Annotated in this window: 29 protein-coding genes, 2 riboswitches and 1 other annotated feature; of the genes, 8 read left to right on the top strand and 21 right to left on the bottom strand. The window is 34.4% G+C overall.

Features of this window, described 5'->3' with window-relative positions; all coding sequences use genetic code 11:
* Window positions 1–50: 50 nt before the first annotated feature.
* The 3 genes from lipA to OB_RS06725 form a co-directional block, all read right to left on the bottom strand.
* Entirely contained in the window at window positions 51–995 is a 945-nt protein-coding gene (lipA, locus tag OB_RS06735; RefSeq protein ID WP_011065688.1) for a lipoyl synthase, read from the bottom strand.
* Entirely contained in the window at window positions 988–1,809 is an 822-nt protein-coding gene (locus tag OB_RS06730) for a lipoate--protein ligase family protein (RefSeq protein ID WP_011065687.1), read from the bottom strand. The genes lipA and OB_RS06730 overlap by 8 nt, the downstream gene beginning before the upstream one ends.
* A gap of 86 nt (window positions 1,810–1,895) precedes the next feature.
* Window positions 1,896–2,005: riboswitch (TPP riboswitch) on the bottom strand.
* Between the two features lie 104 nt (window positions 2,006–2,109).
* Window positions 2,110–3,342 (bottom strand): dicarboxylate/amino acid:cation symporter, encoded by a 1,233-nt coding sequence (locus tag OB_RS06725; RefSeq protein ID WP_011065686.1) that lies wholly within the window; start codon window positions 3,340–3,342, stop codon window positions 2,110–2,112.
* A 189-nt stretch (window positions 3,343–3,531) separates the two neighbouring features.
* Here OB_RS06725 and OB_RS06720 point away from each other — a divergent pair, with 189 nt between their 5' ends.
* Complete coding sequence (locus OB_RS06720; protein WP_011065684.1) at window positions 3,532–4,722, top strand: MFS transporter; 1,191 nt, start codon at window positions 3,532–3,534, stop codon at window positions 4,720–4,722.
* A 45-nt stretch (window positions 4,723–4,767) separates the two neighbouring features.
* Here the strand turns inward: OB_RS06720 and OB_RS06715 are convergent, their stop codons facing one another.
* From OB_RS06715 to OB_RS06705, 3 genes are all read right to left on the bottom strand, one after another.
* Window positions 4,768–5,301, bottom strand: a complete 534-nt coding sequence (locus tag OB_RS06715; RefSeq protein ID WP_011065683.1) for a GNAT family N-acetyltransferase — start codon at window positions 5,299–5,301, stop codon at window positions 4,768–4,770.
* A gap of 158 nt (window positions 5,302–5,459) precedes the next feature.
* Entirely contained in the window at window positions 5,460–6,086 is a 627-nt protein-coding gene (locus OB_RS06710; RefSeq protein ID WP_081427537.1) for a DUF998 domain-containing protein, read from the bottom strand.
* 180 nt (window positions 6,087–6,266) lie between these two features.
* Complete coding sequence (locus OB_RS06705; RefSeq protein ID WP_011065681.1) at window positions 6,267–7,271, bottom strand: ZinT family metal-binding protein; 1,005 nt, start codon at window positions 7,269–7,271, stop codon at window positions 6,267–6,269.
* Between the two features lie 361 nt (window positions 7,272–7,632).
* Between OB_RS06705 and OB_RS06700 the strand changes: the two genes are divergently transcribed.
* A complete protein-coding gene (locus OB_RS06700) occupies window positions 7,633–7,983 on the top strand; it encodes a DUF3221 domain-containing protein (RefSeq protein WP_011065680.1) in 351 nt (116 codons plus the stop codon).
* A gap of 103 nt (window positions 7,984–8,086) precedes the next feature.
* Here OB_RS06700 and OB_RS06695 read toward each other — a convergent pair whose 3' ends face one another.
* Window positions 8,087–8,287: a Fur-regulated basic protein FbpA gene (locus tag OB_RS06695; RefSeq protein WP_011065679.1), complete on the bottom strand. Its 201-nt coding sequence runs from the start codon at window positions 8,285–8,287 to the stop codon at window positions 8,087–8,089.
* Window positions 8,288–8,360: 73 nt separating this feature from the next.
* Window positions 8,361–8,461: riboswitch (SAM riboswitch) on the bottom strand.
* A 101-nt stretch (window positions 8,462–8,562) separates the two neighbouring features.
* Window positions 8,563–9,099 carry an HAD-IIIA family hydrolase gene (locus OB_RS06690; protein WP_011065678.1) on the bottom strand — a complete coding sequence of 179 codons (537 nt, stop codon included), beginning with the start codon at window positions 9,097–9,099 and terminating at the stop codon, window positions 8,563–8,565.
* 189 nt (window positions 9,100–9,288) lie between these two features.
* Here OB_RS06690 and OB_RS06685 point away from each other — a divergent pair, with 189 nt between their 5' ends.
* Together OB_RS06685 and OB_RS06680 are read left to right on the top strand one after the other, a co-directional pair.
* Entirely contained in the window at window positions 9,289–9,585 is a 297-nt protein-coding gene (locus tag OB_RS06685; protein WP_011065677.1) for a hypothetical protein, read from the top strand.
* A 163-nt stretch (window positions 9,586–9,748) separates the two neighbouring features.
* Complete coding sequence (locus OB_RS06680; protein ID WP_011065675.1) at window positions 9,749–10,957, top strand: CynX/NimT family MFS transporter; 1,209 nt, start codon at window positions 9,749–9,751, stop codon at window positions 10,955–10,957.
* A 451-nt stretch (window positions 10,958–11,408) separates the two neighbouring features.
* Here the strand turns inward: OB_RS06680 and OB_RS06675 are convergent, their stop codons facing one another.
* The 11 genes from OB_RS06675 to OB_RS06625 form a co-directional block, all read right to left on the bottom strand.
* Window positions 11,409–11,966, bottom strand: a complete 558-nt coding sequence (locus OB_RS06675) for a GNAT family N-acetyltransferase (RefSeq protein WP_041544122.1) — start codon at window positions 11,964–11,966, stop codon at window positions 11,409–11,411.
* Between the two features lie 4 nt (window positions 11,967–11,970).
* Complete coding sequence (locus tag OB_RS06670) at window positions 11,971–12,507, bottom strand: GNAT family N-acetyltransferase (RefSeq protein WP_011065673.1); 537 nt, start codon at window positions 12,505–12,507, stop codon at window positions 11,971–11,973.
* Between the two features lie 43 nt (window positions 12,508–12,550).
* Window positions 12,551–12,762 (bottom strand) — a binding site (T-box leader).
* Window positions 12,763–12,815: 53 nt separating this feature from the next.
* Window positions 12,816–13,658, bottom strand: coding sequence for an LCP family protein (locus OB_RS06665; RefSeq protein ID WP_011065672.1), 843 nt, complete (start codon window positions 13,656–13,658; stop codon window positions 12,816–12,818).
* Window positions 13,651–14,175, bottom strand: a complete 525-nt coding sequence (locus OB_RS06660) for a sigma-70 family RNA polymerase sigma factor (protein WP_011065671.1) — start codon at window positions 14,173–14,175, stop codon at window positions 13,651–13,653. The genes OB_RS06665 and OB_RS06660 overlap by 8 nt, the downstream gene beginning before the upstream one ends.
* Before the next feature lie 143 nt (window positions 14,176–14,318).
* Window positions 14,319–14,906: a GNAT family N-acetyltransferase gene (locus OB_RS06655; protein WP_041544121.1), complete on the bottom strand. Its 588-nt coding sequence runs from the start codon at window positions 14,904–14,906 to the stop codon at window positions 14,319–14,321.
* A 53-nt stretch (window positions 14,907–14,959) separates the two neighbouring features.
* Complete coding sequence (locus OB_RS06650) at window positions 14,960–16,171, bottom strand: amidohydrolase family protein (protein WP_011065669.1); 1,212 nt, start codon at window positions 16,169–16,171, stop codon at window positions 14,960–14,962.
* Between the two features lie 25 nt (window positions 16,172–16,196).
* Entirely contained in the window at window positions 16,197–16,622 is a 426-nt protein-coding gene (locus tag OB_RS06645; RefSeq protein ID WP_011065668.1) for a MaoC family dehydratase, read from the bottom strand.
* Window positions 16,623–16,677: 55 nt separating this feature from the next.
* Window positions 16,678–16,920, bottom strand: a complete 243-nt coding sequence (locus OB_RS17850) for a hypothetical protein (protein ID WP_160162349.1) — start codon at window positions 16,918–16,920, stop codon at window positions 16,678–16,680.
* Between the two features lie 289 nt (window positions 16,921–17,209).
* Window positions 17,210–18,070: an alpha/beta fold hydrolase gene (locus tag OB_RS06635; RefSeq protein WP_041544120.1), complete on the bottom strand. Its 861-nt coding sequence runs from the start codon at window positions 18,068–18,070 to the stop codon at window positions 17,210–17,212.
* A 27-nt stretch (window positions 18,071–18,097) separates the two neighbouring features.
* Window positions 18,098–18,376 carry a hypothetical protein gene (locus OB_RS06630; protein ID WP_011065665.1) on the bottom strand — a complete coding sequence of 93 codons (279 nt, stop codon included), beginning with the start codon at window positions 18,374–18,376 and terminating at the stop codon, window positions 18,098–18,100.
* Window positions 18,377–18,379: 3 nt separating this feature from the next.
* On the bottom strand, window positions 18,380–18,703 hold the full coding sequence (locus OB_RS06625) for a hypothetical protein (protein WP_011065664.1): 324 nt from the start codon (window positions 18,701–18,703) through the stop codon (window positions 18,380–18,382).
* Window positions 18,704–19,043: 340 nt separating this feature from the next.
* Between OB_RS06625 and OB_RS06620 the strand changes: the two genes are divergently transcribed.
* Genes OB_RS06620 through OB_RS06610 form a run of 3 tightly spaced genes read left to right on the top strand, consistent with a single transcriptional unit; the run spans window position 19,044 to window position 23,158 of the window.
* Complete coding sequence (locus OB_RS06620) at window positions 19,044–20,348, top strand: aspartate aminotransferase family protein (protein WP_011065663.1); 1,305 nt, start codon at window positions 19,044–19,046, stop codon at window positions 20,346–20,348.
* 13 nt (window positions 20,349–20,361) lie between these two features.
* On the top strand, window positions 20,362–21,741 hold the full coding sequence (locus OB_RS06615; RefSeq protein WP_011065662.1) for a YjiH family protein: 1,380 nt from the start codon (window positions 20,362–20,364) through the stop codon (window positions 21,739–21,741).
* A 58-nt stretch (window positions 21,742–21,799) separates the two neighbouring features.
* Window positions 21,800–23,158, top strand: a complete 1,359-nt coding sequence (locus tag OB_RS06610) for an FAD-binding oxidoreductase (protein WP_011065661.1) — start codon at window positions 21,800–21,802, stop codon at window positions 23,156–23,158.
* Window positions 23,159–23,220: 62 nt separating this feature from the next.
* Here the strand turns inward: OB_RS06610 and OB_RS06605 are convergent, their stop codons facing one another.
* Window positions 23,221–24,711, bottom strand: a complete 1,491-nt coding sequence (locus OB_RS06605; RefSeq protein ID WP_011065660.1) for a BCCT family transporter — start codon at window positions 24,709–24,711, stop codon at window positions 23,221–23,223.
* A 191-nt stretch (window positions 24,712–24,902) separates the two neighbouring features.
* Entirely contained in the window at window positions 24,903–25,811 is a 909-nt protein-coding gene (locus tag OB_RS06600; RefSeq protein ID WP_011065659.1) for a methyl-accepting chemotaxis protein, read from the bottom strand.
* A 171-nt stretch (window positions 25,812–25,982) separates the two neighbouring features.
* On the opposite strand from OB_RS06600, the gene OB_RS06595 reads away from it, so the two are divergent.
* Window positions 25,983–26,720, top strand: coding sequence for a peptidoglycan-binding domain-containing protein (locus OB_RS06595; protein WP_011065658.1), 738 nt, complete (start codon window positions 25,983–25,985; stop codon window positions 26,718–26,720).
* Window positions 26,721–26,969 lie beyond the last annotated feature (249 nt).

The following is a 26,969-nucleotide window of genomic DNA, read 5'->3' as shown; positions in this document are numbered from 1 at the left end:
TTTATCTATTGAGTATATTCTTGGGTCCTAAACCCTGAAATTCTTAGTACTTAGAAATTAAAATCCAATTGACTGTTTTCTTGCTTTTCTACACCTTTCATATACTTAATTCTTCGTTGAGCTGCTGCATTAGAAACTTGTTCATCCGCATGGTATGAGGAACGAACTAATGGACCAGATTCACAATGAGAAAAGCCTTTTTCTAGGGCGATATTTTTCAATTCTTCAAATTCATCTGGATGGTAATAGCGTACTACCTCTAGATGCTTTTTCGTTGGCTGTAAATATTGGCCAAGTGTAACAATATCCACATTATGCGCTAATAAATCATCCATCGCCTGAATAATCTCATCTTTTTCTTCTCCAAGGCCAACCATGATACTTGATTTCGTCGGTGTATTAGGAGCTATCTCTTTTACCCGTCGTAGTAACTCTAAAGAACGATCGTACATAGCTCTTGCTCGCACTCGTTTTGTAAGTCTTCGTACGGTTTCAATATTATGATTAAAAATATCTGGTCCACTATCCATTAATGTATGGAGACTTTCATAATCTCCTTTCATATCCGAAGGCAAAATTTCAATAGTACAACCAGGATTCTTTCTACGAATAGCTCGGACAGTTTCCGCAAACACTGCTGCACCGCCATCATTTAAATCATCTCTCGCCACTGCTGTTACTACCACATGTTTTAACCCCATTACGGTGACAGAATCAGCCACACGTTCTGGTTCTCCCCAATCTAGTTCATTTGGTAACCCTGTTTTTACTGCACAGAACCGGCAACCTCTTGTACATGTATCTCCTAAAATCATAAAAGTAGCTGTTTTTCGTTCGCTCCAGCATTCATGTAAGTTTGGACAGCGCGCTTCTTCACAAACCGTGTTTAACCGATTATCACGCATCAACTTTTTTAAATTTCGATACGATTTGTTCGTATTAATTCTTGTTTTTAACCAATCTGGCTTACGTACATGCGTTTGTTGATTAGACATGTGAAACAGCTCCTTTTATATTATTCTCTGAATAATTTGATTCGGCAATCTGGTACACTTCTTTCCACTGTTCTTCTGTCAACGTTATTGGCTCTAATTCGATATTTAAAATTTCTGAAAAACCTTGTTGAAAAGCATTACGCACCCTTTCATAGGATTGCTTTTCTCCTAATTCTGCATTAATGGTAGTCGCTCTTTCATAGAATCTTTGCTTTTTTCTTTCTTTCATTTGGTCTGCAGGAAATTGAAATAAATCAAATAGCATCTCCACATTCATCGATAAAGGAATTGATCCATGTTGAAGAAGTATGCCTCTTTTCCTTATTTGTGCATTTCCAGAAATCTTCTTGCCCTTTGCAACTAATTCATAAAATGCAGGTTGCTCAAAACATATATTGCTTCGACCTTTAGAGGATGGCTCATGAGCATGATCCACTTCAATCCCTAGCAATTGATAAGCTCTTACTATACCTTTGGATAAATCGAAATAAGCTTGTCGAATTGATGAGGCAACTTTTTCATGCTTCTCTGAAATGACAATACTGTAGGTCAATTCATCATCATGCAAGACAGCACTTCCACCAGTCATTCTTCTTACCAATTGACATTGATGCTTTTTAATTCCTTGAAGATCAATCTTTCCATCTACCTTTTGGAAATATCCTATAGAGAGTGTTGGTTTATTCCATCGATAAAATCGCAATGTTGGTGGAATTTCACCTTTTTGATGCCAATGCAACAAAGCTTCATCTAGCGCCATATTAATTGCTGCATCTTGTGGAGTGTTTTCTAAAAACGCCCATTTTTCTCGCAAAAATAGTTCCTCCTTAGCGAATCTCTTCACTTTAGACAAACAAAAAAGACCACATTCATCATGAGAGAATGCAGTCAACATACGTATGCCTATTGACCACACTTCCTCACGCAGGCATTATCCTGTTCGAGTACAAAGGGTCTAAACGGTCCGATGTTCATCTCAGCTATTTACCATAGCTCCCCTAGTGTGAAAAAATTCTATTTAGATGTCATTTACTAACAACCCAAGCTTACCAATAATGGAATATAATGTAAAGATAATTTTTACTCATTTGATTTATCAATCATTTTTTTACTCTTAGGTCAGGTTTTCGCTTGATTCCATCCAATCTTTACCTTCAATTTTTCTGGTTACTAACATACTTGAAACAGTGTCACCAGTAACGTTAATCATTGTTGCAGGTGGGTCAACAACTACTCCAATAGCGGTTATGATGGGTAGAGCTTCCATTGGCAATCCATACAGTGTAATGATCATCATCTCTCCCATAAACCCTCCGCCTGGAATCCCGCTCATAACAATACCAGACAATAAACAAATTCCAATAGCAGTTAGAAAAGTGTCAAATCCGGAGAAATCCATATTAAATACCCCAAAAACAAAGGCAATTTTAAGCATTGCCGATAGACATGACCCATCCATATGAATCGTTGCTCCTAAAGGAAGCACCGTTTCGCGAACATCTTTAGGAACGCCAATACGCTTCGCCGCTTGTAAGTTCACAGGTAGCGCAGCGATGCTACTTCCAGTACCAAGTGAGGTTGCTGCAGGAGCTAAGATATTTTTCCAAAAACGAGTAACTCCCTTCTTACCACCAGCAAGAAATGCATATAAGGTAAATCCAATTGCAAAGTATAGGACCGAAACCGGGTAGTAAATGATGATTGCTTTTGCATAATCACCTATCAATTCCGCCCCAAACTCTCCTACAAGTGCTGCAAAGTATGCTCCTAGACCGATTGGAGCATAGTACATCACAAGTTTTATGATTCTCATAAATACTTCAGATGCACTAGTTAAAAACGTAGCGAATGGTCTTCCTTTTTCTCCAGTTAGGCCAGTCGCTACCCCAATTAATACAGAAAAAACAATGAGCGCTAACATGTTGTCACGGGAGAATAAATCAACAAAATCTGGTACTGTAAACGTATTAACCAATTGTTCTGATAGGTTTTGTTCTTCCACATTTTCTGGTGTATCTAATGGAATATTTACACCAGAACCCGGTTCAAAAATAACTGTAGCAACTAACATAAACACAGACGCAATTATTCCTGTAACTACAAAAACTGTAATCATCGAGCCCATAATTTTACCAAGACGTTTCATACTATCCATAGCAGCAATCGCTGATGATATGGTGAAGAAAACTAATGGTATTACAATCATAAATAACAAATTAATAAATAAATCCCCAAGTGGTTTGATAATTGTCGCATCTTCACCAAATACAATCCCTATGATACTTCCAATAATGATCGATGCCAGTAAAATAATAGGAAATCGATATGCTTTGAATTTTTCTTTCATATTTCTCACCTTCACTATGTAATGTAATTTCACTTTGCCAACTTAGTATATTCTACTCCTTTTTGTATTGAAGTCCAAGAGGAAAATGAAGTAATAATTCTATATTGATTAAGATTTTATGCTAGACATCAAAATAGTTCTGTCATATTATATTCATTATGTATTTTTTAAACATAGAGGGGAGATTATATGACAGAGAAATTCTCTCGAAATACCATTCTAGCTATCTTCATGATTGGTACATTCGCGATAGGAATGACAGAATATGTTGTTACTGGATTACTAACACAATTCGCTACAGACCTAGATGTTTCAGTGTCCACTACCGGACTTCTATTAAGTATTTATGCTATCAGCGTTGCTGTATTCGGTCCTATCTTACGGATGATTACAGTAAAGTACTCACCAAAACCCTTATTAATTGGTTTAATATCTATATTTATTATAAGTAATATCGTCGCAGCACTAGCTCCAAATTTTGACGTGCTACTACTATCAAGATTGCTATCAGCGACCATGCATGCACCTTTTTTCGGTTTAACCATGAGTCTTGCTGTTGAAATTTCTAAACCAGAAAAAAGAACGAGTGCCATTGCTGCAGTTCAAGGTGGGTTAACCATCGCTGTAATGCTAGGTGTTCCATTCGGCTCGTTTGTTGGAGGGTATTTTGATTGGAGACTTGTTTTTTGGATCATTGCCTTATTAGGTGCGATTACCTTAATTGGTTTAATTATAGTTACACCTAACATTAAGCCAGCAGTACAACCGAAACTTAGAAAAGAATTAACCGTATTAAAAAATAAAAATGTATTAATGATCATTGCGGTTATTGTCTTTGGTTTTTCAGGTGTCTTCACTGCATATACGTTTAAGGAACCTATGTTAAGAGAACTTGCTGGTTTTGGCGTGACAGGTGTCACAATCGGACTGTTTTTATTTGGCTTAGGAGCAGTTATTGGCAACTTTGTATCAGGAAGGATTCAGCCATCTAAATTAACTGAGCGTTTAATCTTTACCTTAGCAGCACTTGGTGCCGTGCTATTTTTATTTACATTTTTATTATCTGTGCCATTTCTCGCTTATGTTGCATGTTTTCTCTTTGGAGCAGGTACTTTTGGAACCACTCCAATTCTAAATTCAAAGATTATCCTAGCTGCTACAGAAGCACCAGCTCTATCTGGTACCATAGCCGCTTCTGTATTTAATCTGGCAAATTCTATTGGAGCAACCTTGGGAAGTCTACTATTAAATTCAGGATTTTCCTTTTCACAAATCACATTTGTTGCAGCCGGAATGATCTTATTCGGGATGTTATTGATGATAATAACGCATAAAATAGAAGATAAATCATTATTTTCTATTACCACAGATAACAACTAGATTTACGAAAAAGGAGACTCTATTGCATGAGTCTCCTCTTTTGTATTATTGCTCGTTCCACTCTTCTCGTAAAATCCCCATACGTATAGAGTCGTAATACTCTCCATTATAATAACGTACGTTACGAATCCTTCCTTCCATCGTCATTCCTAACTTTTCAGCAACACGAATCATCCTCTTATTTCCCGACCATGTAGTTAATCCAACTCGAACAACTGGCAACTGAGTAAATATATGGTTTACCCATAATTTTAAAGCTGTTGTTCCATAACCCTTCCCCCAATTATTGCCTTCATAAAAGATAATACCCATCTCTAGCCAATTCTTTTGTTCATCTTCATAATAATAAGAAACGGTACCATGGACATCATTATTCACACATACGACCCATCTAGATTTAGCATCGATCCATGATTCAGCTTCTTTCAAGAAATGTTCGTAAGACATACTTTCATGAGAGAAATATGGAGCATCCCATTGCTTCCACTCTGGGTTATCTTCTTTATAAATTAACTCCCATAGACGCTTCAAATCTTTTTCTTGAATTGGGCGTATTGTTAATTCTTGGTCTTTATACATGAATATCCTCTTTTCATTAAAATTTCATTATCCTAACGATTGATTGAAAAGAAGACGAAAAAGAAACTCTCTACTTTTCAATCACCTTTTTTTATTGAAGTCTGTTTCATTGTAATCACTCCTTTTTTAAAATAAAGTTTTGAGAAACTATTAAACAATCATCTATATGCACCCTTGTGATCGGATAAGATAATTGCTAAGACAGTTCCCCACAGAAATGTTATAGCATAAAACATACGTTGTAGTAGTCCTGCTGGTAACGGGATAAAGATAAGAAGTAAAATAAAAATCACTAAAACTACGAGGGAAACCAGTATGCCATACGTCCACCATTTTCCTCTTACTAATAACTTCCCAAATAACCATAACCCAATTAAAAAAGTCACCATTCCCAGCTGTGCAAAAATAGAATGCCAAAATAAATTTACATCTGCAGGAATAAATCCAGAAAAAATATTTCCTATTGCCAGTAATAATAAACAAATAGTACCTATCAGGTTCTTTCTATTACGTTCTAGTTGTTGAGAAAGATATACTATTCCTATTGAAAATGTAATTCCATTAACAATAAATAATACATTCATCCAAAAATGATGAGGAGAACAAATATCATACGCTGCTAGAGAATAAGTATATTCACCACAACTCGTGACTCCCAAATCACTCATTGCATGATCCATCACATTATACGGAGCGATAGAAGACATCACAAAAAAAGGTTCAAGTACAAAATACATACAAGTGAGAATCCAACTTGTAATACCAACTTTTTTAGAAATTTTCATTTCAATTACTCCTTCTATATTAATCCCGCTTAACAGTGCTGTAATATCCAAACTTAAAGTTTCCCTATCTAGGAATATTTCTATAGTATTATTTCTATATTTATATCCTTTATTCCTTTTAATATTTTCATATAAAAAAAGAGAACCCAATAAATATCGGATTCTCTACTTATAAACATATTAGTGCGCAATCATCTCATGAACGATATCTTCTTCACTCATTTCAGATGGATAGTATGTTGGCCAGTGTTCCACTTCTTCTAACAAGGCTTGTCTGTCATCTCCCCAATAAAGATGGTAATGTCCAGAGTCTGTTGGGAATATCGAATGATCACTAAATTGAATGTAAGTTGGTAAGCCTTCCGTCTCTTCCTCTAGCTTAAATATAAATCTTACTCCACGATTTCCTGCTTCATAATTGAGGATTTCATAACCATCATATTGGTACTCACCAGTTTTTTCTTCCTCTTCTTCAAAGAAAGTAACTTCATTACCATCAATCACAATTCTATGAACGTCTGTTACATAACCAGTTTCATAATACGCTTTGTATTCTTCTGCTGTCATGTCATCACTTTCTTCAGCTTTGTGTGCATAAACTTCATCAAGTGTACCGTTTTGATGTAAAGGGTATACAGATTGCCAATCGCCTTCCCAGTCTCCTAAAGTACGATCTTCCACTTGTTCATCTTCAAAATAACCATCATAAATTTGTTGAGATTCTTCATCATGAGCATGACTATGTCCATGTCCGTGATCATCAATTACCACTTCTATAACTTCTGATTGAGCATATGGTTCGTGATCATCATTAAACATTACTGCTATAATTTGTTGGCCGTTCGTTTCCGCATCGCCAAAAAATTTATTATCATCTAATTCAGGTACTGCTTCCCACTCATCATCAGATGAATTTCTTGTGTACCAATGCCAATGATCAAATTCACTATCTTCTTCTAGCTCTGCAGTTAATTTAATTAAATCACCCGTATGATAATGATCAGATACTCCTTCAACTTTTATATTTTCTGGTGCATCTCCAATCTCTACCTCATGACTATGATTATGTTCTTCTTCAGCATTTGCACCGTCTTCAGAAGAATTGTCGCCTGCTGATTGGCAGCCCGTTATAAATAGTAAACTTAGTAATAATACGCTAAGTCCCTTTCCCCATATTTTCTTCATACACATTCTCTCCTTTATGTAATCGTAATGATTACGATTCGTAATGGTTACGATTTAAATTATACATAGCAGTTATATAACCGTCAAGATAATTTTTGAATAAATAATATCGTATACGGTCTATGGGTTTAGTTCAGATTAAAATCTCTTCTACTAAATTAGTAGAGTTCTGATAAATTGTTTCGTGTAAGATATTCTTAAGAATATAGTGATATTGATGGGTATAAGATGTTGTTGATATGTATTCAGGAGTTTATTCCAAATAAAATTAATTTTAAGTAGTTGCTTTTGTCTGTGGTATTCTAGAAGAAACTTCTAGAATGCAATACTAGTTTACTTAAACTTAAGGGGTGCTAAAATAATGATCAAAAGCGTTTTACTACTCTTATTGTGTACTGTTCTATTAGGCTGTAGTTCATTAGAAGACCAGACAAATACTACTGAATTAAAAGGGATTATAGCAGATATAACAAAATCAAAATTACTTATAATTCCTGATATTAAACCTAATGAAATAAAAAACATAGAAAAATCCGAGCTTATAATGCTAGCTTCTGATAATGATGGAATTTATTTTCACTTGCCTTATAATAAATTGCAGCAGTTTCAATTATACGAAACTGTTATCGTAAAATATGATGTAGATGGCAATGTAGAAGAATCGGACCCGCCTATCTATGAAGCAATAGATATTTCTCATAATCCTAAATAAGATGTATATGTTGCTTCATTAAACTCTCCACAAGCTGTCCATAATATTGTCCATAAAAAAAGACCTCGCAGTTGCGAGGACCAGATTTATGTTTATATTATAGTTAAAAATTTCTCCAATGAATGGATCCTTTTCCACCATGAGGATGGTCATCATATTGTAATTTAAAGTATTCGTATTCCAACTCTGCTGTTGTCAGTTCATATAGATGTTTGTTCCCTTTTTTAAAATGATTAGATGCAATTAATTTCTCAATTAGATCATTTCTTCTTTGTTCCGTTTCATCTTCATTCCGTATGCTCATATATAAATCCATCCCTTCTATTAAAAAACATGATAAAGATAAGAAGAGAGAACTTGGATATTACGATAACCTCAACTTATCTTTCAAGCTATTGCTTGCAGGATTTAGCACAGACAGATGCGTTCTGTTGCTGAGGTTTCAGCGGGCCAGTCCCTCCACCTCTCTTGATAAGTATTTTCATATAATACATTATAACCACATTAATCCGATTTGTCTACTATGATTTAATTGCGCATTCTTGCAACTTGTATAATAATTTGTCTACATTCAATTTTCTATGAAAGGTGATATCTACCTCTAATCCAGTTTACGGCTTCCGTAAGATTCTCAGCTACAAAATCAATTTCAATTCCTTTTAGCTTTTCAAAATGTTCATGAAGCGTTGACATTCCTGCTCCTGTTTTTACTAATATCCTTACTGAATTTGTCTTTGAAGCTGCAACCATATCACTCCATCTATCGCCTATTACAACACCGTGGTTTAAGTTCAACTGATATTTATAAGCAGCATCCTTTAACATGCCTGGATGAGGTTTTCGGCAATTACATCCTTCTTTATAGTGATGCGGACAAAGAAATACATCATCAAAACCGAATCCCATTAACTCATTATAGAAATCTTCTTTGTTCACCTCTCCAAATGAAATACCTGGTTGATTCGTAAATGAAAACACTTGAACAAATTTTTTGAGGTAATCTATATCCATTTTTGAATTTGCATAAAGCTTAAAATCACCGGGATAATGTACCTTATCATCTCCACCAATGGTTCCGTCTCTATCTAAAAACACTGCTTGAATATCCATCTTCATCATGTCTCCTTCATCTTAAATAAAATAACCGATTGATAGTCGTTAGAATTAATGCTACGATTCCTAATATAAGCTTTCCAGATTTAATATTACCATTACTAGCTTTACCTTTTATTACATAGACGTAGACTTATTGGGTATAGAGGCAAAGTTTAATTAAAATATTTTACATTGTTTAAGGAGTACCTAATGAAATTCACTTTGGAAATCATACGTATAATCATAATTTTTGGGCTGTTAGGATTTATTTTCAGTAAAGCGGTTATGTTTATTTATTCATCCATCGGCATCCAGTTAGATAATCATTATGGAGGAATAATTGCTGGTATTAGTATAATTATTTCTATCTTTGTATTATATCGGAACAAATTACAATTCTCTGGATTTTATAAAAGTGATAAAAATGTAAAATTATCAAAGCCAGTTAGTATTTTTCTATTTTCAATTTCTATTATTATGTTAATCATTGCACCATACTTACCATAAGTCTTCATACGTATTTTCAAACCTTTAGTTACTTATATACTCAAATCCTTTAAAACTCTGAATAAATAATCAATAATTATTAACTTTCTCCTTTTGCTTAATTTATGTATAATTAACTTTTGATATATTAGCTAACGAAGATTAATCATAAGGGAGAAACACCATGCAACGTATTTCAAATTCGACAAAACAGCGTTATTATACATTTCTATTAATTTTAGCAATTCTTTTTATAGCTTCTACACTACGTTCCCCTATCACCTCCGTTGGTCCATTAATTCCAATATTTCGAAATGAATTAGAAGTAACAAATGCCATGATCGGTTTAATTAACACATTACCACTTATAGCATTTGGAATTTTTTCTTCATTTGTTCCTACTTTATCTAGAAAACTTGGAATGGAGATTACGTTATTAATGGCAATGGTGGTTCTATCCATCGGTATATACATTCGATCCATTGGTGATATATCCATGTTATTATTCGGTACACTGTTATTGGGAATAGCGATATCTGTGGGAAATGTACTAATGCCAGGATTAATAAAATCAAGCTTCCCATATCGTATTGGACTCATGACTGGTATTTATTCTGTTTCCATGAATTTATTTGCGGCGCTAGCTTCAGGGATTTCCGTACCAATAACTACGATACCTTCCCTAGATTGGCGAAATGCAATGCAATTATGGAGCATTATTTCTATAATTGCGGTAGTTGTATTAGTTCTTCGCTTACCAGTAATACGATCCTCTCGCAAAAAAGTATTTGTAGAGATGAAGAGTCAGCCTCCTACTGCATTATTCAAATCTAAAATAGCATGGGCTGTCACATTCTTTATGGGTTTTCAATCATTTATTCCTTATAGTCTTTTTACATGGTTGCCTGACATTTTATTAGCAAAAGGATTTTCTGAAAGTGATGCTGGTTGGTTAATAGCAATTTTACAGATGGGAATTATACCAACAACCTTTGTCGCACCTATTCTTGCAGCAAAAATGAATAATCAAAGAGTGATCGGTTGTACCGCTGGACTCCTATTTTTTAGTGGTCTACTCGGGATAACTCTGACTTCATCTAATCTTCTTATCGCATTCTTAATCTTAACTGGAATTGGAGCTGGGACAGCATTCAGTTTAGCCATGATGTTTTTCGTGCTTCGTACCGAGACAGTGGAGCAATCGTCACAGTTATCTAGCATGGCACAATCGATCGGTTATATGGTTGCTGCGATCGGACCATTACTTATGGGATCAATTTCTGAATGGACCAATGGTTGGACTATTCCTTTAGTAATGTTAATGAGTGTAGCTTTATGTATTGCTATACTCGGAACCATCGCGGGGAAAAATGAAAAAATAAAATTTGATTAAATAGTGAACGGAACTACCTTCCCTTGAAATGGAAGGTAGTTCTTTTACTTTTTAGCAGATATTCTCCAGGTCAATTAGTCCATTCAGCAATGAGTTACCTTTTTATCTGTTCACTCTTATTTTGGGCACTCATCACCCTTATGAGTTACCATTTCTCTCTGCTCCTTCTTATTTTGGGCATTCATCTCGCTTATGAGTTACCATTTCCCTCTGCTCCACCTTATTTTGGGCACTCATCTCGCTTATGAGTTACCATTCTTCTCTGTTTCTTCATATTTTGGGCACTCATCTCGCTTATGAGTTACCATTTCTCTCTGCTCCTTCTTATTTTGGGCACTCATATCATCAGTTAATTATTTTCGCGATAAATCATCAGTTGAATCTTGTTCATATTAACGTAGTAGTATAAATCTCGTTCAAAGCCCAGACCTGAGGATCAACGGCGATAATTTCAGATCATATTATTCTTATACCACTCCAAAAAACAATCCCTTTCAATTACATTTAAAATACATGGTTGTCTTGCATCACTTTCCATCTTTGTATGTTGCTCTGGAAAATTTGCACCTACATCTATTTTTATATATGGTAGTTTTTCTTGAGACTTTAGGGATCGTATATTTGTTTTCTTCGCTCCAGCAAAAACTCTTACTAAATTCAACTTCTCAAAAGCATGATAAAGAATTTCAGTTTTCGCTAGCTCGTTATATCCTTTCCCCCAATGCTTCACACCTAGCCATGTTCCGATCTCACTCGTTCCTTCTTTCTCATTTATTTCTTTCAGTGTTATAACACCCACTGGTCCTTCTATCTCATTGAGAATAATTCTTGAATATAGATTTCCTTGTCTTTCTGCCTCTAATACAAAATGAATAAAATCGACCGTGCCTTGAACAGAAGACTGCAATTTTGTTAAGCCTAATGTATCTCTAACATTTGAATCTGATGATTGTTTTGATAATGCAGCTGCATATTTAATATCTGGAGAAGCTAACTGTATCTGCACCACTTTTTTATTCCTCCTCACCACTTAGTGATTGAAGCACTTCATTCAGTCGATTCCATTCATATATGAGCAAAGATAATTCTTTACCTCCGAATATTACCGACGATGACGAAGTTAATGTTGCCCCATAATATTCATAAAAGTAACGCGTTTGATTATCCTCAAGCACTTCTACAAACACCTTACGATATCCTATTTTTTCAAGGTGGAATAATACTTTATGAAGTAACTGTTTTCCAATTCCTCTGCCTTGATAAGCTTTTAGCAAATATAAAGAGGTTAAATCGCCAGCTTTTTCATAAGTGTTGCTCGATCTTTTTCCTCCAGTTGCAAACCCAATAATTTCTCCTTGTTCATTTTCTGCCACCAATATAATACTATTATCTTCTGAAATATTCGATTCCCATATTTGTTCTCGCTGTTGATAGGTTAGCTTTTCTAAATAACTATCTGGAACAATACCCTTGTATGTTTCCTTCCAGCTATCTACGTGAACCATAGCAATTCCCCAAGCATCTTCAAGTAAAGCCTTCCTAATCTCCATCGAATCTCCTCCATATTATTGAACTAAAAAAAGCCCATCATCTCTAAGAGACGACAGGCTTCACCTACGCGTTACCACTCTTGTTAGTTCACAGTTAATGAACTCACTCTAAACGTATAACGGCGCAACCCGTTAAGGTTTATTATTAACCTTAAAGCTCCAAGGCGAGTTCAGGAACTTATTTACTGCCTTACACCAGCCGACAGCTCTCTTTATAAATAAGAAATCCTTACTACTCCTCTTCATTGCCTATAATGTATTTCAATTAGCTTACCACAGCCACCCTAAATGTCAATAAGTTCTGAATATTAATTTTTAGTGAGATGCTCTTTTAAATCATTTGATATTATATCTAAGTTATCACTATCAATCTTTTGGTAGTAAATCTCATCTATTACAACATCTGAACTGTACAGATCCAATATTTCCAATGATTCGATGTTCATGTCACTTATTACTTTCTCCGGCATATTTGTATCACTATTTTTAAGAACACGAATTAAATCATTAATCTTCATTCTTTCACGAAGAACTTCCTCAAGGTTACTCATTAATCTATCTTCTCTCACTTCTTCTTTGGTTAAATCAAGTTCATCAAAAAACACTTCTTCAGAGACTGCGCTATAGTATTCAATAGGGACATCCATTAAATTCTCTACTGTTTTTAATGCGGAATCATAAGTAGAACTATACGCAGTAGCGTGCGTTATTTTATTCTTCCCCATATCTTCTCCGTCCGAATTAATTATCGTCGCATAAGTATCTCTTGATATCGGGACCATTTTCATACTATTATCAGAACTATTATATGTGACCAAAATAATAATCGAGCTCCGATTATTATTGGCTGCTTCGTCCGACCCAAAAAGTACAAACGAGAATGCATTATCATTTTGAGCGACTGTGTCTTGAGCTTGATTATCATATTGACTTTGATTAACGGAGGATTGACTATAAACATATATAAGACCGATAGAAAGTATTAAAACTACGAAGGTACCAATAGCCGGGCCTAAGAAACTTTTCTTTGATTTCACTTCACTTTTATACTGTGTTCCATCCTTAATTTTCTTTAATGTTTCTTCTCTATCTTTCTTTGTAAAAAACAAGTTATAATCTTCTAGTGAAGAATTCTTTTTATCCCTATCCATATATGTCAGCCTCCTTCATCATAGTTTTTAAGCGTTGTTTTGCCCTTCTCAATCTGGTTTTCACTGTATTTTCGTTCAAACCTGTGACATCAGTAATCTCACTAATTGTTAATGATTTATAATAATATAAGTAAATAATTTCACGGTAGTTTTTTGTCAATGATGCTACAATCTCTAACATTTCTTCTGTATTTGCCTGGTTTATAATTTTTTCTTCAGTTAAAGGAAATACGGTGCGAAACGTATTCTCAATAACACTTTTGGTCTGTACTTTTCTATAATGCCAGCTCCTTAGATAATCCTTACATTGATTAATAGTTATCCTGTATAACCATGTTTTTAAGTTAGATTCATTACGGAATTCATCTAATTTTTCATAGCATTTAATAAATGTCTCTTGGACCATATCTTTTGCAGTTTCTTTATCCTTCACATAATTAAATGCTAATCTTACTAAATCATTCCCGTACTCTAACATCACCTCTTCTAATATTTGTATCTTTTTTTCTTCGTCCATAACTCCCCCTCTTTTCTTAACTTTTTTCCTTTAGACGAATTTCAAAGAAAAATTGTTTCAAATTGTAGATAAAAAAGCGCATGAAATCAGAAAAACTGAATTCATACGCTCAAAAATTACTTAGTCAAAAGTCTAATAACCAACTAATCTAATCGTTTCTCATAACAATTACATTCATGAACACGTTTATATTTCCTTCTCATTTCTTCTTTCTCATTTCCAACATAATGTGCAAATACCTGGACTGGATAAATATCAGAAGTGCTAGATAAAGTATCTTTTATCTCATTACCCTCCAAATACACATGTAAATAACTATCGACTTTTTTAAAATTTTGTTTCTCGTACCACAGATTTACAAATAGATCATCTCTCGTCCATGCTTCCAATCGATTCAATCCTAATGCTTTAGCTTTTTTCTCTGCCTCCAACAGTAGAGACTTGCCTATGTTTAATCTTCGATAGTCAGGATGAACAGCTATATGCCAAATCATTCCTCCTAAACCACTTCCTCGCGAACACACGGCTCTTTCTTGTTGTTCATATTCAATATCTATTAACCCAACAATTTTATTATCCATTTCTGCTACTAACTCAATCGACGGATTTTCATACTTTTCTTTATGGGGTAAGACGTTATCGTAATAGGCAGTATCTAAAAAGGCCAGCACTCTACAACGTATCCAACCAACTTCATCTCTATCTTCGTATTCTCTAATTTTCAAATACAATCTTCTCCCCTGTTATATCTTAGGCAGCTGTTCCTTTGTCTCCCTTTAATCATCTACAGACTATGCACAACAGTCCCTTTATAGAAACTAAATTTGACCGGATTTTGTCTTGCCACAAATTCTGCAGTTGATGAACTATCTACTAATATGAAACTCGCATCCATATCTTTTTCAATCCATGTTTTCTCTTTTTCTATATTTAGTGGTTTTCCAGTAATAAGAGCTAAGGAATTAGTTAATGCTTCTTGAGTCGTTAAACGATGTATTTCAGCATAACGATTTAATTTTCCTAAGATATCTCCAGTTCCGAAAGGCGACCATGAATCGTAAACATTATCACAGCCTAAATTTACGTTAACACCCGCTGCTCTTAATTCTTCCAATGGAGGAATCCTTCCATTAATCGGAACACTAGATATAACAGATATACCTTGTTCTGCTAATTCACTAAATACCATTTCTCTTTCTTCGCCCACAAAATCATTCAATCCAAAAGCATGACTGATTGCCACTTTCCCTTGCCAATTACTTTGCTTAGTATACTCAATTAATTTTTTAACTGTTTCTGTTCCATGCTCATTCCGATCATGGACATGAATATCTATAGGCACATTGAATTGAACTGCAAGCTCGAATGTTTGACTTAAAGATCTTTCAAGGTCACCATCCAATGAAGAAGGGTCAACACCACCAATCAATTGCACACCTGATTCCAAAGCTTTTTTCACGTCATCATATGCATTTGAACGGAGCAAACCGTGCTGTGGAAACGCGACAAGTTCGTAATCTAACTTTCCTTGATAGTCTTCTAAAGTTTCTAATACCCCTTCAAGGTAACGTTGTCCTACTGCTGGATGAACATCAATATGTGAACGGAAAAATGTAACACCATTAGAAATCTCCGTTTCTATTAAGTTTTTCGCTCTATCTTTTAATGAAAGGGATAGATTATCCAATTCCTTTATTTCACTTGTAAACCTCTCTACAATATTATTTGCTGGAGTAATCGGTTCCCAAGGAACACCAAGCTTACTTTTATCCAGATGACAATGCATTTCTCGTAAAGTTGGTAAAATAAGATAATTATTTCCATCTATCTCATTGTTCCCATCTAAATTAGATTTTTGATGATCCATAATATCACTTATTTTCCCATTTTTAATCTCTATATCTACCGTTTTTGTTTTACTACCATATGTAAATCCTTCTCTCGCCAAATAAGCTTTTTCTAGTCTTACATTACGCAACCACTTTGATTCACTCATCCGAACACTCCTCAAAATTATAAATTTAAAGCTTCATTATAGCTGACAATTCAACATTTAAAACTTTCTCATCTCTATCATTGAATGTTTCTAACAATACGGTTAGGATTCCCTGATCTTTTTTTAACTTCTTTATATCTATCACTTTTACAATTACGAACAATAAATCATCTGGAAATACAGGTTTAATAAATTTCACATTATTCATTTGTGTGCCGGCAATAACATCCTCACCATATATTTCTTCTTCCACCCATAATTTAAAAGACAATGCAAGCGTATGCATACCAGAAGCTATAATACCATTAAACATTCCTTCTTCTGCTTTCTTCTCATCCAAGTGCATATACTGTGGGTCAAATTCACTTGCAAATCTAGTAATATTTTCTTTGGTTACCTTAATTGATTTCGTAGTAAATACTTGTCCTAATGAAAGTTCTGTAAATTTCATATAACACCTCCTATAGTAATTTCGAACACTCCTTTACCACGTATATGACCACCTATCATTGATTTTGATTTTCTTTTAACACATCTAAAATTGTGTAGCCTAAAACTATTCCAGCAACCTGTTGTACAAATGGGCTTCCATATGCAAATAAATTAAACCAAAATTCCGGGAATGGCATGTTTATATCTGTGTCTATATGTGGCAATATGGACAATAAGATAATGAAAAACGTTGGGATTGCAATTGCTACTAATCTAATCCAATCAAATTTCCAAGGGATTTTATACTTTATTTCCATTAATAACTTAGGTATTCTCATCAATATACCAATCGCAATAGGATATGTATACATATATATAGTTAGAGGAAAAAAATTAAATTGCATATTAGTTTCTTCTTTCAAATGAAACTGATAGTGACTCCCCAAATATACTAATATACCAATTACAATTACCCACACAATATAATATAAAAATCGTTTAATAATAACACTCCTAATAGTATTGATAGTATGATACGCTTTTTAAATTATAAAGTTACAATATTCTATAATTTAATGATAGATTTATTTCCTACGCTTAAATTACTCATTTTCTACTCCTACAAAATTGTGCATAAAAAAACTCATAATATTCCTTCTTAAATTGATCTTCCTCTTCAAGAAAAGGATAGTGATTACTTTCTTCAAACACTACAAGATTAGAGTCTAATATCAAATCATGCATCTCAATAGAATACAATAATGGACACTGCACATCATATTTCCCACAAATAATTAGACATGGAATATCAATCAACTTTAATTTCTTGGTAACATCAAATACATGCATCTCTCTATTATAAAATGCTAAACGTGTAGCACTAATTTCCTTCTGTATGTCTAATGAAAAATACGTTTCATATTTTTGAGGATCTAATAAAGATAACTGTGTTCTCCTCTTCTTCAATCTCTTTTTTTCAGATATTGACTTTGATTGCATAAGTTCGTTAGTTAGAAACTGCATTTCTTCAAAATCAGGATGTTTTTGATTGTATATGCAATCTTCTGAGAAGGTTACATACTCTCTTGCAGTTGCGCCAACTAATACTAAATAATGTAAACTTCTGGAAAAATAAATCCCATAGACAACTCCTAAAATACCACCGGTAGAGTGCCCTGCAAATCCCCATCTATCCACTTCCAAAGACTTTCGTATTGATTCTAAATCAAGAATTGATTCCAACATACTTAATTGATAAGGCAGACTGGCTTTCACTGAATTTCCCGCTTCCCTTAGATTAACTAAGTAAACGGTATTTGTTTTTGTGAACGATTCTGCGAAATAATCACCAGTATTATTATAAGAGGAATAATAATGAGTGACACACAAAGGCTCCCCTTCACCTTTGATAAATATTTCAAAAATTCCTCTATCTGTTGTTACTTCTTTTCTTAACCATTTTTTCATATAATCACCTGAATCATGCAATCTGACTTAATAAATACTTTCCCATAAAGACCCGATGAACATAAAAATAAAAAAACTAAAAGTGATAAAAGTATTCAACACAATAGCTACTATACTTCTAGCTAAATATCCAAATACAACTCCAATCGGCCCTATCAAGAATGTCCATAACCAATAGCCATATCCAAAATCATTGATAAAGTTAGGTACCCATAATAATAGACCTACTAAAAAACTAATTATTGAAAGTACGATCCATTTTTGTTTTAAAACTAGTTCCAAATTATATAACACTCCATCTTTCAAAATTTATATATCCTTCGTCTTCTTTTTAGATAGATGAATAATCGAGGAAACGAAAAAATATAGAAAGTAGATATAAATTAATGCAATAACTATAGCAATTAAGTCTAACGATAAAACTTGCAGCCATAAATATTCTAATTCATTTACCTCCACTCTCTGAATAAAATAAGCAAAGTTAATGATAAGAAATATCGGAATGAACAACAAATTTTGCGATGATTGTACTCTCTTATAATCTTTTTTCATATTATACACACTAACAAATAATACAATAATAAAGAAGATATAATATACAATCCAGACACTTACTGGTAAGGACGGACCCATTGTACTACCTCCATCTACAATTGTTTATAAGATCATAATTTTGATCAATATACATTTCCTCACTACTCTTGAAATATATATGAATTATAGGGTATTAATGCGTAAACAAAATCAACTCATTCACCAAATCATCCTCGAGTTTCAATTAATTACCTAAAAAGTCTAACTACTAAGTAAATTATACACGAAATGCACAAGAAGATAATACCAATAACTTTTTTTCAATAAATATAAAATTACCCCTTCATAATTCGACAAATCTATTATATAATTTTTATGCAATCAAATTTATATTTATACATTTATTATACTATCATGACAATAAAGGAGCTTTTTTCTTATGAATAAATCAGATCAACATTGGCAAGAACTTGTAAACTCAATCGGAAATTTCTTAGCACCTAGTATGGCAAAAGATCATCCGAATCTTCCGGTAGTAAAAGCAGAAGGTTGTTACTACTATGGAACGGATGGAAAAGAATATTTAGATTTCACTTCTGGAATTGCCGTTGAAAATGTCGGACATCGTCATCCTAAAGTAGTACAAGCGATAAAAGATAGTGCAGATCACCTTGTACACGGTCCATCAGGAGTAATTATCTATGAATCTATCTTAAAATTAGCACAAGAACTTCAAGAGATTATGCCACCAAAACTAGATAATTTCTTCTTTGCTAATAGTGGTACAGAAGCAATTGAAGGTGGATTAAAGTTAGCTAAGCATGTGACAAAACGTCCATATGTCATTTCATTTACCGGAAACTTCCATGGTCGCTCGATTGGTTCATTAAGTGTATCTACCTCAAAAAGTAAATATCGTAAGTATCAACAACCATCATGGTTAACGTATCAATTACCATACGCTCTGCCAGAATACTTACCAGAAGGACAAGACCCAGAAGTATTCTTTGCAGAAAAGCTAGAGAAAGATGCAGAATCCCTTTTCAAACATCAGGTAGACCCTGAAGAAGTAGCATGTATGATACTGGAACCAATTATGGGCGAAGGTGGTTACATCATCCCACCTAAATCATGGTTACAAAAAGTACGTGAAATCTGTGATCGTCATGGTATTTTACTCATTTTTGATGAAGTACAAACTGGATTTGGACGTACCGGTGATTGGTTTGCAGCACAAACCTTTGGTGTTACACCTGACATTATGGCAATTGCAAAAGGAATCGCAGCAGGAATGCCATTAAGTGCCACTGTTGCATCTAAAGAACTCATGGATCAATGGCCATTAGGTTCACACGGAACAACTTTTGGTGGTAACCCGATTGCTTGTGCAGCAGCACGCGCTTCTCTTTCTATAATGAAAGAAGAAAAACTCCTTAACAATGCCAAGACAATGGGAGATTATGCATTAACCAAACTAAGCGGTCTAAAAGATAAATATGAGATTGTCCACGAAGTACGCGGAATTGGCTTAATGCTAGGGATAGAACTGAGAGATCCTGAAACAGGTGAACCAGATGGTGAAGCAGTAATGAAAGCTTTAAACGGCTGTTTAGATGAAGGAGTTTTATTCTATCTATGTGGAAATGCAGGAGAAGTTATTCGAATGATTCCACCACTAACCATTAATAAAGAACAAATTGATCAAGGAATCGATGTACTAGACAAAGTTCTAGCACAAATGTAAAGGACGTGCCAATATGAGCAATCAAGTAGAAAATCTATCAAACAATACTCCACAATCAGAAGAAAAAATAGATAAAAATGGTCTAATGAAGTTTCTACTTCCTTCTTTATTCGGAGTTTTCATCTTCCTATTTCCGATTTTTGATGGTGAAACATTCAATATACCTTTAGGAATTATTACAGAATTCATTATCAATGCTTTAACCAATTGGTTACCGGCGATCGTTACGTATACTATGGTGATTTCTACATTATTTACGGTGATACAAGCCATTTTCAAGCCTGCTTTTATTGAAAAATCTGCGTTGTTTAAATCTCTTTTCAACGTCTCAATATTTTGGACAACGCTTCGTGTGCTCGGAACGATATTTGCGATTATGACCTTTTATAATATCGGAATTGCAGGAATTTATTCTGAGTTAACTGGTCAAGTTATGTTCGGATTGTTAACAAGTTTAATTGTTTGGTTTTTTGTTGCATCATTCTTAATGCCTTATTTAATTAATTTTGGAGTGATGGAATTTATAGGCTCTATCTTAAGAAATGTTATAAAACCATTATTTACATTACCTGGACGTTCTGCAATCGACTTATTAGCTTCTTGGATAGGAAATGTAAATGTCGGTGTCGTTATCACTCGGGAACAATACGAAAATGGATTTTATACTGGAAGAGAAGCTGCAGCAATCGCCACTTGTTTCTCAACTGTTTCGCTTCCCTTCTGTCTAGTAATTGCTGGAATGCTGAACGTGGACCATATGTTCCCTGTGTTTTATCTAACCATCGTTATTGCTGGTGTAGTAAGTGCGATGATTATTCCGAGAATACCGCCAATATCTAAAATTCCTAATAAATACTATACAGAAAACCATTTTCAAGAAGATGTTCCTGAAAATATGAGTAAATTTAAATGGGGATTACTACAAGCTGTCAAGCGTGCTAAAAGTGCTGGTTCATTTAAAGATCAACTAAAACAAGGAAACGAAATTTTCTTAGGAATCGCGTTTGTTTTGCTTCCTCAAGTCATGGCAATAGGAACTCTTGCACTTGTAGTTGCTGAATTCACTTCATTTTTCCAAGTGATTTCTCAACCAATTGTTCCTTTGCTTGAATTGATGCAATTACCAGAAGCAGCAGCTGCCGCACCTGCTACAATTATTGGTTTCATTGATATGTTCCTACCAGCTGTACTTGCATCTGGTATCGAAGCAGAAATTACTAGATTTGTAATTGGAGCTCTTTCACTGGTGCAGATTATCTACCTAACAGAAATGGGTACACTATTACTTATTTCTAAGATTCCAGTAAAAGCATGGCATTTATTTGTTATTTTTCTACAAAGAACGATTATTTCATTACCAATTATAGTGTTAATAGCTCATATGATTTACTAGCGCTTATTTTTGTTTCAACCAAAAATTTTGATATATCATTTTCACGAGGTGAACAGCAGTGTATGTAGAACAACTTATAGAAAAATTAGGAATGGATAATGTCTCACAAAAGGAAAGCATCCTAATTCGCCATGGATATGATGAATCCCCACATAAAGCGGTAGAACCAGATGTTGTTTGTTTTCCAACATCCAAAGAAGACGTACAAGCAATTCTTGAAATCGCACGAAATAATCAAATTCCCGTGACACCATTTGGAACAGGATCGGGACTTGAAGGCTCATCCATTCCGGTTAAAAAAGGGATCTCCATTAATTTTGAACAAATGGATACCGTTCTTGAATTCTCACCTGAGAATATGACAGTTACTGTCCAGCCAGGTATTACACGTTTTCGACTGAATGATTATATAAACTCAGCTGGTCTTTATTTCCCGGTAGACCCAGGAGTAGATGCTACTATCGGTGGAATGGTCGCAACGAATGCAAGTGGAACAACAGCAGTTCGTTATGGAGCAATGAAAGATCAATTGATAGATTTAGAAGTAGTGATGGCTGATGGAACGATTATTCATACAGCTTCCAAAGCTAAGAAATCTTCTTCTGGATATTTAATTACCAACCTCTTTGCAGGATCAGAAGGTACTTTAGGGATAATTACAGAGGTAACATTGAAACTTCACCCTATTCCCGAATATACAATTATGGCTAGATGTACATTTGAAACCATTAATGAATGTGCTACAGCCAGTCAGCAATTATTATTAAGTGGTATCCCGTTAAAGAGGATAGAATTAATGGATGCAGCTAGTGTTGCAGAGGTAAATCGCCAAAACGGATACAAATTCTCGGTGCGCCCCTCTCTTTTCTTTGAATTTGCTGGCGCAAAACAAGCAGTGGAAGCTGAAGTAGAGCTTGCTCAAACTATTCTAGATAATTTAAGTTGTGAACATTGGTCTGTAGCATTAGATCCTGATGAACAACAAGAACTTTGGAAAGCACGTTATGATCTGTCCTATTCTTTCCAATCTGTAAAGGGAATGGATGAAGTAGGAGCAGATGTATGTGTTCCTATTAAAGAATTACCTGAATTAATAACCTATGCGAGAGAGTTAATTGATGAAACTGGGTTAAAAGGTGGCGTATGGGGCCATGTCGGTGACGGAAACTTCCATACTCTAATATTATTTGACCCTTTAGTTAATGGTGAGAGACAATTAGCTGAATCTGTCAACGAGGCACTAGCCATCCGGGCGATAGAGGTTGGCGGAAGCTGTACAGGCGAACATGGTGTTGGAATTGGCAAGCAAAAGTATCAAGAACTAGAACATGGCAATTCCCTACCTATTATGCAAAATATAAAACAATTATTCGACCCAACTGGTATTCTTAATCCAGGGAAGATTTTTATGAATTAAATAATAGACAAATAAAATAAGTATAGTGATCTTCATTAAAGATGATCACTATACTTATTTTTTTACTTTCTCCAATGCCGTTGGTCCTTACGGGCAGATTTAAAGAACGAAACACCCATAAGAATAATTACTATAGAGAACGGGAGAGCAGCGATAATTAACATATTCTGCAAACCTTGCGTCCCCCCGAAATATACAATGATGGCAGCCACTGCAGATTGCATAAGTCCCCACATAATTTTAACAGCGTTTTTCGGATTAATTGTTCCTCCAGTACTTAACATACCAAGAACGAATGTCGCTGAATCTGCAGATGTAATAAAGAATATCGCTACAACAAATAAAGTGATGATAGACATTATCATACCTAGTGGATATTCATTTAACACACCAAACGTTGATGTTTCTAATGCAAATTCTGATATTGTAGCAATGCCATTCTGTTCTAAGTTTAGTGCAGAGACTCCGAATACCGCAAAGAAAATAAAACATACAATCGCCGGTACTAATAACACCCCAAGCATAAATTCTTTAATTGTTCTTCCTTTGGAAATACGTGCAATAAAAATTCCGACAAACGGTGACCAAGATATCCACCATGCCCAATAAAATACTGTCCAATTATTAATCCATGTTCTTTGTTCACCATCTTGAGGTGCCAATCTTAAGCTCATATCAAAGAAATCAGATACATAACTTCCCAATGTATGTGTAAACATATTAAGAATATATAGCGTAGGACCAACTAGAAATAACATAAGCAACAGTATAAACGCTAATCCCATATTAATATTACTTAAATACTTAATCCCCCGACCGATTCCTGACCAGGCAGAACAAATAAATAGAATGGTAGCAATCACGAGTATCAGTAATTGCATCCAAAAGGTCCCTGGAGTACCAAATAAATAAGAAAGTCCCCCACTAATCTGTGCAGATCCAAACCCAAGAGTTGCTGCAACACCGACAACTGTAGCAAAGACTGCTAGCGTATCAATAATTTTCCCAGCTGGACCTTGCATACTATTTCTTCCAAATAACGGAACCAAAGTCGCACTAATTAACCCCGGTGTGTCTTTATAAAACTTAAAATACGCTAAAACTAATGCTACAATTCCATAAACTGCCCACGCATGTACTCCCCAATGAAAAAAAGAATACTTTAATCCATCGTTAATTGCTTGTTCTGATCCTAGTTCTGCACCAGGAGAACTAGTAAATGCATGTGAAATAGGTTCTGCAGTAGTCCAAAATACTAGACCCATCCCCATTCCAGCACTAAATAACATAGCAAACCAAGACAATAAACTAAATTCGGGTTTATCATTCTCTTTACCTAATTTAATTTTTCCATATTTAGAAAAAATAAGATAAACACAAAAAATCAACATTAACATAACTATGATTAAATAATACCAACCAAAGGTATCCGATATAAATGTTGTGACATTTGACGTAAATCCTTCTAAATTACTTGGGGCAAAGGACCCCCACAGGACCACGATAATACATAATGCTAATGAATACCAAAAAACACTCGTAACACTTTTCATCCATACACCTCTTCTTTATTGCTTTTCTTTTATGTATAAGCATCTTAATTAATACCCGACCCGTTATACGATCAAACCAAAATTTGTTAAAATGTTCCAAAATCCCTTAAGTAAAATTCATCGTCTATATGTAAAGTTAGGTATTAAATAACCGCTTCTATACATCGTATATTAGCGGTTGGGTTATATCGTTAAAAAAGATTATTAAATGAATTCGATCTCTCATTTAATATTTGAGAAGTTGATGAAATTTCTTCAAAGTCTTCTATTGTTCGATTCAAATGGTCTTGACTATTCTCAATATTTACTTCTATCTGTAAAGCTCCATCTTTTATCTGATGAGATCCATTCGTTATGGCATCTACTATATTGCTAATATCAACCACGGAATCTTCTACATCGCCCGCTAATTTTTTGACTTCGTTTGCTACTACATTAAATCCCTTCCCAAATTCTCCGGCATGTGCCGCTTCTATAGCAGCATTTAGAGCTAATAATTTTGTTTGTCTCGCAATCCGCTTCACCGTAGTGACAATACTGTTAATCTCATCCGTTTGCGCCAAAAATGTTGTTATCATTTCTCCATTTTTATCCATAATTTCTGATACAGATTGAAAACTTTCGGTTAATAAATGTATATTCTTTGTTCCCGAAGTACTTTTTTCATTGATACCTTGAGCAACTTCTTTAAACTCATATGCTAATGATTGAACTTTTTCTTCACGCTCCGTCACATTGGTAGCTATCTTTGAAATAGCTACCACTTTATTATCTTCATCAAATACCGGCATATATGTAACTTCAAGCCAAATTGGCTTTCCATTTGCATCTTTTCTCTTTATCTTATTTTGATAAGATTTTCCAGAAAATAAACGATTCCAAAATAATTCGTAATCTTCACTTTGTACGAACGTATCAAAACAGAACATATGATGATGCATTCCCAGTAACTCTTCTCTTTTATATCCCAATGCTTCTGCAAAATTATCATTTACAAAAGCTACTCTCTTAGTTAAGTCAAATCGAATAATTGCAAGATTACTTTCTAATGCTTGTACAACCAAGTTATCCATTTTATCTTTATTTTCCATTAATGTCATAAAATTGCTCCTCTTCATCTAGTCAGTTATACCTACCCTAATTATCTTAATTTCAAACAATTAAGTCCATTTCTATAAAATTTAGAGTTATTGAAAGGTACAACATGTTTAAATCTAGTTAAAGGTGGAATTGGAATACTGTACCAAATAATTAAAGGAGGATCTATCACAATGAAAAAGAAATGGTTAACGATTGTGCCAGCTGTGGCTTTGGCCATAACACCTCTTTACTTTCAGGAAGTAGAGGCCTCTAGTGCCCATCCAGATTCGCAAATGGAGCAATCTAATTCTGATGTACCCCAAAGGCTTGAACCTATCTTAGACATTGCACCAGAGCATCAACCTACACTCAAAGAAGATAGTGTAGGATTAGAGGTAGAATTAGTACAAGTTAAGTTAAATCATTTCGGATTTGAGACAGATGTCGATGGAATATTTGGTAGCAAGACAGAAAAACAAGTGATGAATTTTCAAAAGAAACATGACTTAATAATTGATGGAATTGTTGGTGAAGAGACTTGGATAGCCTTATTAGCTGAAGAGCGCCAAGACATGTTTACTGTTGATTACGCGATCTCTCTAGCTGAAGAAGAACTAAATAATGACGACTTGATTTTCAGCAGTAATGGTGAACTCTATGTAGATAATGATGGAAGAACTTTTTACAACCTAAAAGCATCTAGTAAATCCATGATTGAAGATGGAGGAACGGGAACTGTGGGCTTCTATAATGTATACAGTGATGGAGAAGTTATCTTGTCGGAACCAATGAATAAATTGCAGCAGAGAATGTCCATGGATGTTCTCTGCTTTTTAAATGTATTAGCCATATACGGTAGCACACTTGTTAGAATTCATTATGTGCCTCTCATTCGTTTCGTTAAGTTTATCCCAAAAATTCAAAACTAACTTGAACTGATAATTGAATATAAATAAAAGTAGTAAAATTTCTATGATGAAGAAAATAAGAAATGGCTTTATTCTAGGATTTCTAAGCTGAAGTTTATAAAAAGCAAACCATAAGATAAAGAGAATAATTATAACTGTGAGATTAATAGGGACAACTTCTATGGTTTCAAAGGTGAAATATAACCATGCTAGAAATAAACCTATTCCTCCAAAAATAATAATTCCTAAAGTGATGTTAACGATATGAAT

It is taken from the genome of Oceanobacillus iheyensis HTE831 (genome assembly GCF_000011245.1).
Lineage (GTDB): Bacteria > Bacillota > Bacilli > Bacillales > Amphibacillaceae > Oceanobacillus > Oceanobacillus iheyensis.
Note: the sequence above shows the minus strand (reverse complement) of the source record. Positions and strands in the feature narration are given on the sequence as shown.

Excerpts from the sequence above, each read along its gene's own strand:
- lipA (WP_011065688.1), bottom strand. The coding sequence starts at position 995 with ATGTCTAATCAACAAACGCATGTACGTAAGCCAGATTGGTTAAAAACA.
- OB_RS06725 (WP_011065686.1), bottom strand. The coding sequence starts at position 3,342 with ATGAAAGAAAAATTCAAAGCATATCGATTTCCTATTATTTTACTGGCA.
- OB_RS06720 (WP_011065684.1), top strand. The coding sequence starts at position 3,532 with ATGACAGAGAAATTCTCTCGAAATACCATTCTAGCTATCTTCATGATT.
- OB_RS06715 (WP_011065683.1), bottom strand. The coding sequence starts at position 5,301 with ATGTATAAAGACCAAGAATTAACAATACGCCCAATTCAAGAAAAAGAT.
- OB_RS06710 (WP_081427537.1), bottom strand. The coding sequence starts at position 6,086 with ATGAAAATTTCTAAAAAAGTTGGTATTACAAGTTGGATTCTCACTTGT.
- OB_RS06705 (WP_011065681.1), bottom strand. The coding sequence starts at position 7,271 with ATGAAGAAAATATGGGGAAAGGGACTTAGCGTATTATTACTAAGTTTA.
- OB_RS06700 (WP_011065680.1), top strand. The coding sequence starts at position 7,633 with ATGATCAAAAGCGTTTTACTACTCTTATTGTGTACTGTTCTATTAGGC.
- OB_RS06695 (WP_011065679.1), bottom strand. The coding sequence starts at position 8,287 with ATGAGCATACGGAATGAAGATGAAACGGAACAAAGAAGAAATGATCTA.
- OB_RS06690 (WP_011065678.1), bottom strand. The coding sequence starts at position 9,099 with ATGAAGATGGATATTCAAGCAGTGTTTTTAGATAGAGACGGAACCATT.
- OB_RS06685 (WP_011065677.1), top strand. The coding sequence starts at position 9,289 with ATGAAATTCACTTTGGAAATCATACGTATAATCATAATTTTTGGGCTG.
- OB_RS06680 (WP_011065675.1), top strand. The coding sequence starts at position 9,749 with ATGCAACGTATTTCAAATTCGACAAAACAGCGTTATTATACATTTCTA.
- OB_RS06670 (WP_011065673.1), bottom strand. The coding sequence starts at position 12,507 with ATGGAGATTAGGAAGGCTTTACTTGAAGATGCTTGGGGAATTGCTATG.
- OB_RS06665 (WP_011065672.1), bottom strand. The coding sequence starts at position 13,658 with ATGGATAGGGATAAAAAGAATTCTTCACTAGAAGATTATAACTTGTTT.
- OB_RS06660 (WP_011065671.1), bottom strand. The coding sequence starts at position 14,175 with ATGGACGAAGAAAAAAAGATACAAATATTAGAAGAGGTGATGTTAGAG.
- OB_RS06650 (WP_011065669.1), bottom strand. The coding sequence starts at position 16,171 with ATGAGTGAATCAAAGTGGTTGCGTAATGTAAGACTAGAAAAAGCTTAT.
- OB_RS06645 (WP_011065668.1), bottom strand. The coding sequence starts at position 16,622 with ATGAAATTTACAGAACTTTCATTAGGACAAGTATTTACTACGAAATCA.
- OB_RS17850 (WP_160162349.1), bottom strand. The coding sequence starts at position 16,920 with ATGGAAATAAAGTATAAAATCCCTTGGAAATTTGATTGGATTAGATTA.
- OB_RS06635 (WP_041544120.1), bottom strand. The coding sequence starts at position 18,070 with ATGAAAAAATGGTTAAGAAAAGAAGTAACAACAGATAGAGGAATTTTT.
- OB_RS06625 (WP_011065664.1), bottom strand. The coding sequence starts at position 18,703 with ATGGGTCCGTCCTTACCAGTAAGTGTCTGGATTGTATATTATATCTTC.
- OB_RS06620 (WP_011065663.1), top strand. The coding sequence starts at position 19,044 with ATGAATAAATCAGATCAACATTGGCAAGAACTTGTAAACTCAATCGGA.
- OB_RS06615 (WP_011065662.1), top strand. The coding sequence starts at position 20,362 with ATGAGCAATCAAGTAGAAAATCTATCAAACAATACTCCACAATCAGAA.
- OB_RS06605 (WP_011065660.1), bottom strand. The coding sequence starts at position 24,711 with ATGAAAAGTGTTACGAGTGTTTTTTGGTATTCATTAGCATTATGTATT.
- OB_RS06600 (WP_011065659.1), bottom strand. The coding sequence starts at position 25,811 with ATGACATTAATGGAAAATAAAGATAAAATGGATAACTTGGTTGTACAA.
- OB_RS06595 (WP_011065658.1), top strand. The coding sequence starts at position 25,983 with ATGAAAAAGAAATGGTTAACGATTGTGCCAGCTGTGGCTTTGGCCATA.